The following is a 9,306-nucleotide window of genomic DNA, read 5'->3' on the forward strand; positions in this document are numbered from 1 at the left end:
TGATCTAGCCCTGCGCGCGTTCGGCCTTCGCTTCAGGGCCCAGTTCGAAGCTGCGCTCGAAGCTCTTGATCCGATCCTCGACGATCGGCATGCGCTTGAGGCCCAGCGAAGCGCCCCACAGCGCCGCCCGTGCGGCCGCCGGCGTCTTGCTCATCGGCGCAATTGGAGCGCCCCAGCGGCGCAGGACGCCATTGGCATAGTGCGCGCCATTGATCATGCGCGTGTTCCAGGTCTGGTAGTCGACCGACAGCGAAACGTTGAAGACGCCCTGGTTCTCGATGCGATGCGGCGCATGCAGCGGCCAGGTCACCGCCTGCCCCGGCTCCAGGTCGAAGACCTTCGCGACGGCGTCCATGTCCCGGCGATACGGCAGGTCCTCGGTCTGCTGGCGAAGCATGATGTTCTCCATGCCCTGCTGGGGCATGTGCGCCTCGTCCGACGGGTAGATCCAGATCCGCTTGCGGCCGCGCAGGTGGAACAGCACGACGCCAGGGGCGTCGGCATGGAACGGCACCTTGGCGCCGGGCGCAGACATGATCAGCTGACCGGTCAGCTGGACCGGCCTGAAGCCCGCGACCTGTTCGGAAATGCCCGCAAAAGCCTGGTGAATGGCCGTGCGAAGTTCAGGGTACCAGGACTCCGCGCCGCGCAGCTGCACCCAGATCCGGCCTTCCTTGACGCCGGCCAGCACGTCCTTGCCCGGCAGGCGACCTCGCGCGCCGGTGCGCATCGAGGCCTGCCCCTCCGCGTCGAAGTCGAACAGGTTGATGTCGAACAGTTCCGCCGGATAGACGTCCAGCAGTTGCTCCAGCGCCGCGTCCTCGAACAGACCGGTCCCTAGCAGACCGTGCTCGAACACCATCGGCGTCTTGCCGAAGTCGGCCTTCTGCGCGGGCGACCAGTTTTGGATCAGAGCGGACATGGCGATCTCCTCAATCGGCCAGAAGTGCAAGGCTCAGGCCAAGGCCCAGACCAACGCCTATTCCCGCCCCCAGGCGCGGATAGCGACGAGCCACGCCGGCCAGAAAGCCGGCTCCGCCTCTCAGCTGGCCGACCAGGCCAGGCTCGCAGGCGACGATGCGATCGAAACGGCGAGCCAGGCGCATACCGCCGAACAGGCGCATGTCACGGCCGCGTGAGGACATACGGCGCTCGACCAGTCCTTCGAACACCACCTCGGCCGGATCGGCGAAGTCGTGCTTGTAGGCGTCGGCGTCGACGCCGAAATCCACCCGGGTGACGCCGCGCGCCGCCAGGTGTTCCAGCGTGTCCAGGGTCATCAGGCTGCCCGGCGAGTACTTCGCATAGGCGCGCTCATAGACCGGGAACCACAAGTGATAGCGGCCGCCCGACAGCAGGCCCAGCTCGGCGGCCACCAACGTTCCGCCCGCCTTCAGGCAGGCCAGACGCAGGCCGAAATCCTCGTCCGGCGCCTGGGCCAGTCTCTGGATCAGTTCGCTGGTCCAGCCACAGGCGAACACGTCGTACTGATGGGTGCGACGGCTCTGCTGGCGCTTGCGCTCCAGCACCCAGCTCACTTCCTCGGGTTTCGGGCGCTCGAACGTCAGGACGACGTGACCGTGATCGCGCTCCAACGCGCGACGACGGCGACGCTTGTCCTTGGCGAAGGCCGTGTCCCGACTGGCCATGTAGGCCTCGAAGCCCAGGGACAGGTCGGCGACCATGGCGCGTCGCGGCGACATACCGGCCAGATCTTCCTCGCCGGCGCGCACCAGACCGCTGAACCGGGCCCGGCGCACACCATCAATCCGCGGCAGCATGGTCGCCACCGCCCAGCCGGGCTCGGCGATCAAGCCATGGAAATCACTGAGCGGCGCGGCCAGGGGCTGTAGCAGCATGCCCCGCGTCTGGAACGGCAGAAAGCCGCGGATCGCCTCGCCCTCTCGGACGATGGCCAGGCCGGCGCCTGGCGTGACCTGGGCGGCGATCTCGATGAAACGGAGGTCGAAGTAAGGGCTGGCGAAGACAGGATCGGCCGCACGAAAGCGACGCCACAGCTCACGCTCGGCGGCTCCCAGCTGCGAGACCTGGACGGTCTCGATGACGACGCCTTCCCGTTGCACCCTCGTACCCTCTCCCTCAGGGGTCGCGGGCCATTAAGCTTGCAGGCTCCTAACAATGCATTTCAGCGGCGCCACAAAGTCTGGTGCTTGCGCAATCTGACCGGAGCCGACTTGTAGGCCGGCGTGCCAGAGCGCAGGTCGTGGTCGTCCAGCGAGATCACCACATTGGTCTCGGGATAATAGGCCGCCAGGCAGCCCGGCGGGATGTCGCGCGCAACGACGGTGAAGCCCCGCGCCACCCGCTCTCCACTGTCGTCGAAGGCCGCGCCCAGGTCGACCAGGTCGCCTTCGGAGAGGCCGGCCCGCGCCATGTCGTCGGGATTGGCGAACACGACGTCGCGGCGACCGAACACGCCGCGATAGCGGTCGTTCATCCCGTAGATGGTCGTGTTGTACTGGTCGTGGCTGCGCAAGGTGGTCAGCAGCATGACGTCCGGATCGCCCTGGCGGGGGTCGCCGCCCTTGGGATCGAACACCAGGAAGTTGGCCCTGCCGCTGGCGGTCTTCCAGACCCGATCGGTCGGCCCCACCGGCAGGCGGAAGCCGCCCGGCACGCGGACCTTGTCGTTGTAATCCTCGAAGCCTTCCGGGAAGACCCGGGCGATCAGGTCGCGCACGGCGTCGTAGTCGTCGGCCAGGGCCGGCCAGTCGACCAGCGGATCCTGGCCAAACACCGCCGAGGCGACGCCGCAGACGATGGCCGGCTCGGACATCAGGTGCTCGGACGCTGGTGGGTTGAGGCCGCGCGAGGCGTGGACCATGGACATTGAGTCCTCGACCGTCACCGACTGGCGCACCCCGGCCCGCACATCCATCTCGGTGCGGCCCAAGCACGGCAGCAAGAGCGCGTCCTTACCGATCAAGAGGTGGGTGCGATTGGGCTTGGTGGCGACGTGGACGGCCAAGTCCAGCTTGCGCATGGCCGCGAAAGTCCGCACCGGGTCGGGCGCCGCGACGGCGAAGTTGCCGCCCAGGCCCATGAACCACTTGGCATCACCGCGCTCCATGGCCGCGATCGCCTCGACCACCGTGTGGCCATGCTCGCGCGGCGGCTCGAAGCCGAACACGTCGCGGATCGAGTCCAGCATGGCCGCCGACGGCTTCTCCGCGATGCCGACCGTGCGATTGCCCTGAACGTTGGAATGACCGCGCAGCGGACAGATCCCCGCCCCCGGCCGGCCGATATTGCCCTTCAGCAGCAGCAGATTGACCAGCTGCTGCACCGTGCCGGAGCTGTCGCGATGCTGGGTCAGCCCCATGCCGTAACAGAGGATGGTCGCCTTGGCCTTGGCGTAGATCGCCGCCGCCTCCTCGATCCGCGCTCGTGGCAGGCCGCAGCCGGCCTCGATGTCCGCCCAGTCCAGCGCGTCGATATGGGCGACAATCTCGTCGAAGCCTGTGGTGTGCTCGGCGATGAAATCGCGATCCAGCACGCCGCCGTCACGGGCGTCCAGCGCCAGCACCGCCTTCATCATGCCCTGCACGAAGGCCGCGTCGCCGCCGATGCTGACCTGGAAATAGGCCGAGGCGATCGGCGTCGAGGACAGGGTCGCCATCTCGACCGGATCCTGCGGCGAGGCGAACTTCTCCAGCGACCGCTCCTTCAACGGGTTGAAGGCCAGGATCGTCGCGCCGCGCCGGCTGGCCTCGCGCAAGGTGGCCATCATCCGCGGATGGTTGGTGCCGGGATTGTGCCCGAAGCACAGGATCAGGTCGGCGTGGTCGAAGTCCTCCAACGTCACCGAACCCTTGCCGATGCCGATCGAGTCCGGCAGGCCGACGCTGGTCGGCTCGTGGCACATGTTCGAGCAGTCGGGAAAATTGTTGGTCCCGAACCGCCGGGCCATCAGCTGATACAGGAACGCCGCCTCGTTGCTGGCCCGGCCCGAGGCGTAGAACTCCGCTTCGTTGGGATCGCCCAGCGCCTTCAGTCCGGCGGCGGTCCGCGCAAAGGCGTCTTCCCAGCTGATCACTTTATAATGGTCGTCGGCCGGGTCGTAGGCCATCGGCTCGGTCAGCCGCCCCAGATCTTCGATCTGGTGGTCGCTCCAGGTCAGCAACTCGGTGACCGTATGCTGCAGGAAGATATCGGGCGTCGCGCGCTTGGTCGTCGCCTCCCAGGCCACCGCCTTGGCTCCATTCTCGCAGAACTCGAACGACGAGGTGTGCTTGGGGTCGGGCCAGGCGCAGCCGGGGCAGTCGAAGCCCTCGGGCTGGTTGGCCCGCATCAGGGTCTTGCCGCCCTCGATCACTGTCGCCTGGTCGACCAGGGCGCCCGCCACGGCCTTCAGCGCGTCCCAGCCACCGGCGGGATGGGTGTAGTCGCGAACCCCGGGAACTTTTGTGTCGGACATCAGGCCGGCTCCATCTCGAACAGACGCTCGCCGCCGGCGAACACCGCATGGCCGTCGGCGCGGGCCAGGGCGACCAGGGTCAGATTGGCTTCGTTGGCCTTGGTGATGGCCAGCTCGGTCGGGGCCGAGACAGCGACCAGGATCGGGCAGCCGATTCGTACGGCCTTCTCGACCATCTCGAATGAGCAGCGGCTGGTGACGACGACGAAGCCCCGCGCCGCATCGTGGCCAACGGCCATCATCGCCCCAGCCAGCTTGTCCAGGGCGTTGTGGCGGCCGACGTCCTCGCGGACCAGAACGAGCATCCCCTCAGCATCGAAGAAGGCCGCCGCATGGGTGGCGCGGGTCAGGCGGCCCAGGGCTTGCTCGGCCTCAAGCGCCGCCAACGCCCTGGGGATCGCCGCATGAGCGATGCGCGCCCCCTGCCCCAGCATCGGCAGCGGCCGCACCGCGTCGACCAGACGCTGCACGCCGCAGAGGCCGCAGCTGGAGCGTCCCTCCAGGTTGCGCGGCCGGGCCTTGCGGGCCAGGGCGCCGGGGGCGAAGCGGACGTCGACCAGCAGGCCGCGCTCTTCTTCCTTGATGGTGACGCCAGCGATATCGGCGGGCGCGGCGATCGCCTCGGTGACCACGAAGCCCCGCGCCAGATCCTCGACATTCTCGGGCGTGGCCATCAGCACGGTGTGCGGGCGGCCGTCCAGCGACAGGCCGACAGCCGTCTCGCGCGGCAACGGGCGTGTGAAGGGCTCCAAGGCGCGGCCAGCGCGCCACTGCTCTGCGGGGCGAGAAGCGGAAGCGGATTGCATCGCCGGACTCTAGAACCTGCCGCCGATCGCGTCACGGCGGGAATGTTCAAAACCATCGTTCCGTGAGACGTGACCACGACACAAACCTGGAGCAGTGTGGGACCATGCCCGAGAGCACTTTCGACACCCGCCGCGCCCAGATGTTCCCTCGCCTGCAAACGGTCGAGATCGACCGGCTGCGGCGCTTCGGTCAGATCGTTCAGGCCAGCGCCGGCGAGGCCCTGGCCACATCGGGCGCGCCCTCGCCCGGCCTGCTTGTGATCCTGGGCGGCCGAGTGGCGATCAGCCGCCGTGACGCCCACAACGAAAGCCAGCCGATCGTCGAGCACGCCGCCGGCCAGTTCGTCGGCGAGATCGCCCAGCTGTCGGGCCGCCCCTCGCTGGTCGACGTCACCGCCATCTCCCATGTCGAGGCCCTGCTGATCGCGCCCGATCGCCTGCGAGCAGTGCTGATCGCCGAGGCGGAGCTGGGCGAGCGGATCATGCGCGCCCTGATCCTGCGCCGGGTCAGCCTGATCGAGACCGGCGCCGGCGGCCCGATCATCGTCGGCCGCGCCGCCGACGGCGAGGTCATCCGCCTGTCCGGCTTCCTCGCCCGCAATGGCCATCCCTACCAGCATCTGGACCCGGACACCGTCGACTGCGCCAAGGTGCTGCTGCAGCGCTTCGACGTCGACGACAGCGAGCTGCCGATGGTGCTGTGCCCCAACGGGACCATCCTGCGGAAGCCGACCAACCACCAGTTGGGCCGCTGCATCGGCCTGGTCGGCCCGATCGACGCCGAGCGGATCTACGACGTCGCCGTTGTCGGCGCGGGTCCCGCGGGTCTGGCCACCGCCGTCTACGCCGCCTCGGAAGGCCTGTCGGTTCTGGTGCTGGACACCCGCGCCTTCGGCGGCCAGGCCGGGGCCTCGGCGCGGATCGAGAACTATCTGGGCTTCCCCACCGGGATTTCCGGCATGGCCCTGATGGGGCGCGCCTACGGCCAGGCCCAGAAGTTCGGGGCCGAACTGGCCATTCCCGACGAGGTCGCCTCGCTGGACTGCCACGAGAGCGGCCCCCACCGTTACCGCCTGGCCCTGGCCAGCGGCGAGAGCGCCCAGGCCCGCACCGTGGTGATCGCCAGCGGCGCCCGCTATCGCCGGCTGGAGGTCGAGAACCTGGACTGCTTCGAGGGCGCAGCCGTGCACTACTGGGCTTCGCCGCTGGAGGCCAAGCTGTGCGCGGGCCACGAGGTCGCCCTGGTCGGGGCCGGCAATTCGGCCGGCCAGGCGGCGGTGTTCCTGGCCAGCCAGGTCAAGAAGGTCTGGATGATCGTTCGCGGCCCCAGCCTGGCGGCGACCATGTCGCGCTACCTGATCGAGCGCATCGAGAGCACCCCCAACATCGAAGTCGTCGTCCGCAGTCAGGTCGTCGACCTGGATGGCGAGGACGGCAAGCTGGAAGCCGTCCGCTGGCGCGGGCCCGACGGCGTCGAGACCGTCAAGCCGATCAGCCACCTCTTCCTGTTCATCGGCGCCGCGCCCAACACCGCTTGGCTGGCCCAGTGCCATGTCGAGCTGGACAACCACGGCTTCGTGCGCACGGGCGCGGACCTGTCGCCCGACTGTCCGGCGCTGCAGACCAGCCGCAAGGGCGTGTTCGCGATCGGCGACGTCCGGGCCGGCTCGGTCAAGCGCGTCGCCGCCGCGGTGGGCGAAGGCGCCCAGGCCGTGGCCGCCATCCACGCCTATCTGGCGGAGGCCTGACCATGACCTGTACCCACGGCGACGCCATCCACACCGTCGAGCCTGGCTCGAAGGGCTGCGAGGAATGCCTGGCCGCTGGCGGCTGGTGGGTGCACCTGCGCCTGTGCCGGACCTGTGGCCACGTCGGCTGCTGCGACGACAGCCCCAGCAAGCACGCCACCGCCCACTTCTACGCGACCCGCCACCCGGTCATCGAGGGCTATGACCCGCCCGAAGGCTGGGGCTGGTGCTATGTCGACGAGGAATTCGTCGAGCTGCCGGACCAGACCGCGCAGGTCGGTCCCATCCCGCGGTTCGTGAGGGGCTGAGCCTGCGCGCGGCCTTGAAGGAATAGGATCAGCGTGTCGCCGCCTTCTCCTCCCCGACCATGCTGGTTGCGGTGAAGGTCGGGGCCAGAAGGGCGATATCGTAGCCGAGCGCCAGTTCACGCCATTCCGGCGGTGCGGACGTCAGGTCCTTGGTCCTGAGCGTCCGGAGGTCCACCAGCATCCACGACCCCGGCGGCGTACCGGCCGGCTGTGCGAGGACGACATCCTTACGCCAGTCCGGACCCTTGTCGTCCTTCATGTCGAAGGAACGCACAGCGGCGGGCCGCCCGACGCCGGCATAGCCAGCCTGGGTCCCCTTGGCGCCCTCCACAATGATGTGCAGCGCCGTGACGCCTTCGCCGTCAGCGCGCTCGGCCACATAGGCGCCGAGGTCGCGCTGATTCAGCGGGTTGATCGACTTGTAGCCGTGGTAGGCGCCGAACTTCATCAGCACCCGGGCGCCGGGCTTCTCGGCCAGCTTGGCGGCGAACGTGCGCTTCATCAGCCGTGCGCGGCGTCCGTTGGGGTCGCCCTGGCGCGCCTGCGAGGCCTGATAGATGGCGCGGCTTTCCGTCAGCAGGCCAAACAGATAGCGGACGCGCGCGCCGCCATCCTTCGCGACCGCGCCGGCGGCCTGGTCGAGATCACCCTGCTTGGCCGAGAGCAGGAAGAGTTCGCCGGGCGAGCCCGACGCGAGCGCGGCGGCGGTCGCCTTCTCCTCTTGCGCGGCCAAGCCGGTCAAGGCGGCCCGAGCGATGGGTCCAGGTCTGGAGGCCAGCATCTCCTGAAGGAGATGGCCGCTGGCCCCCAGGAACTCCTGATCCAATCCCCAGAGCTGGAAATTCGGTCCGGCGGCGGCGGCGCAATCGCCTGCCATCTGGACTTCGTCGCGTCCGCGGAAGAAGGCGATGCCGTCCGGATGCCTGCGCGAGAAATCGGCGATCCGGGTTTCGCGGTCTTTCGATCGCATGGCGGCGTCAACAACGCGGGCCGCTTCCGGGCCGGTCTCGATGGCCATGGCGGTCAGGCCGGAGGGCGCCATCAGGCGGCAGACCTGGGTCGTGAAGGCCGGGATCTCACGGGTCATGTGGCTCTCGCCGATCATGACATAGCGACTGGCGGCCAGGGCCTCCGACAGGACGAGCGCACCCGCGCCGGACAGACCGTCCGGCTTGACCTCAAGAGGAGCGATCGCCTGGGCGAGCCTTGAAGAGAAAGATGAGGGCGAAGCCTCCTCGGCGAGCGAGCCCGTCGCAAAGGCGCCAAGGCTGGCCAGAAGGATCGCCGACAGGCCCCGATGAATTCTACGCACGCGCTTCCCCGAAAACGACTCAACCCGTTGTTGTTTACCGAGGCCAGGACAGGGCGGCCAATAGAAAACGCGCTCAGGCCTGCGCCCCCAAGGCGTCGGCGAACAACGCCTCCAGCACCTGCAGGTCCAGATCATTCACGGACCTGAAGCGGACGCAGTATCCGGTGATCTTGGCCTTGCCGAGCCGCGCGCCGTAGGTTTCCGACAGATAGGTCTTGTCCTTCAGGCCCATGACATAGATCGACAGGCCTGACGTGTTGGCGCTGAGACCGACCCTGTAAAACGTCCTTGAGGTCCCATTGGCATAGTCGAGCGCCACCTCGCCGTATCCGATGCTGGGATTGGACACGACCTTGCCGCTGTCGTCCCGGCCATCCAGGAACCAGAGCCTGGCGTCGGGCGAGATCTCCAGGATGCGCTGATGCAGATCCAGCAGTTGCTGGCGTTTAGCCGCAGACTGCTCGCCGATGTAGCCGTCGATGCGCTCACGCACGTCCATGCCGTCTCTCCTGTTGGCCGGGCTTCCGCCGCCCGCTCTTGAAGAAGACGATCGAACCCCGCGAGAACCGACATGGCAAAAGCAAAAAGGCCCCGGAGATTGCTCTCCGGGGCCTTCGCTTAGTTCAGCTGTCGCTGGGATCGATCGATTACTCGACGATCTTGGCGACGACGCCGGCGCCGACGGTGCGGCCGC

General features: G+C 68.2%; 8 protein-coding genes. 2 read left to right on the forward strand and 6 right to left on the reverse strand.

The features are described from left to right. Positions 1-4: 4 nt before the first annotated feature. The 4 genes from E1H18_RS07690 to fdhD all read right to left on the reverse strand — a co-directional run bounded on the left by E1H18_RS07690 (position 5) and on the right by fdhD (position 5,244). A complete protein-coding gene (locus E1H18_RS07690) occupies positions 5-922 on the reverse strand; it encodes a transcriptional regulator (protein ID WP_172265595.1) in 918 nt (305 codons plus the stop codon). 10 nt (positions 923-932) lie between these two features. Next, the gene (locus E1H18_RS07695; RefSeq protein ID WP_172265597.1) at positions 933-2,084 is read right to left on the reverse strand and encodes a GNAT family N-acetyltransferase; all 1,152 of its coding nucleotides are present in this window, start codon (positions 2,082-2,084) and stop codon (positions 933-935) included. Positions 2,085-2,146: 62 nt separating this feature from the next. Next, entirely contained in the window at positions 2,147-4,438 is a 2,292-nt protein-coding gene (locus E1H18_RS07700; RefSeq protein WP_172265599.1) for an FdhF/YdeP family oxidoreductase, read from the reverse strand. Continuing rightward, positions 4,438-5,244 (reverse strand): formate dehydrogenase accessory sulfurtransferase FdhD, encoded by an 807-nt coding sequence (gene fdhD / locus E1H18_RS07705; RefSeq protein ID WP_172265602.1) that lies wholly within the window; start codon positions 5,242-5,244, stop codon positions 4,438-4,440. Before fdhD ends, E1H18_RS07700 begins: the two co-directional genes overlap by 1 nt. A gap of 104 nt (positions 5,245-5,348) precedes the next feature. Between fdhD and E1H18_RS07710 the strand changes: the two genes are divergently transcribed. Both E1H18_RS07710 and E1H18_RS07715 read left to right on the forward strand, forming a co-directional pair. Beyond that, a complete protein-coding gene (locus tag E1H18_RS07710) occupies positions 5,349-6,992 on the forward strand; it encodes an FAD-dependent oxidoreductase (RefSeq protein ID WP_172265605.1) in 1,644 nt (547 codons plus the stop codon). A 2-nt stretch (positions 6,993-6,994) separates the two neighbouring features. After that, positions 6,995-7,300, forward strand: coding sequence for a UBP-type zinc finger domain-containing protein (locus tag E1H18_RS07715; protein ID WP_206679042.1), 306 nt, complete (start codon positions 6,995-6,997; stop codon positions 7,298-7,300). A 28-nt stretch (positions 7,301-7,328) separates the two neighbouring features. On the opposite strand, the gene E1H18_RS07720 is transcribed toward E1H18_RS07715, so the two are convergent. Next, entirely contained in the window at positions 7,329-8,612 is a 1,284-nt protein-coding gene (locus E1H18_RS07720; protein ID WP_172265607.1) for a hypothetical protein, read from the reverse strand. Between the two features lie 73 nt (positions 8,613-8,685). Next, positions 8,686-9,111: a DUF1801 domain-containing protein gene (locus E1H18_RS07725; protein ID WP_172265610.1), complete on the reverse strand. Its 426-nt coding sequence runs from the start codon at positions 9,109-9,111 to the stop codon at positions 8,686-8,688. Positions 9,112-9,306: the final 195 nt, after the last annotated feature.

It is taken from the genome of Caulobacter sp. RHG1 (genome assembly GCF_013181195.1).
Lineage (GTDB): Bacteria > Pseudomonadota > Alphaproteobacteria > Caulobacterales > Caulobacteraceae > Caulobacter.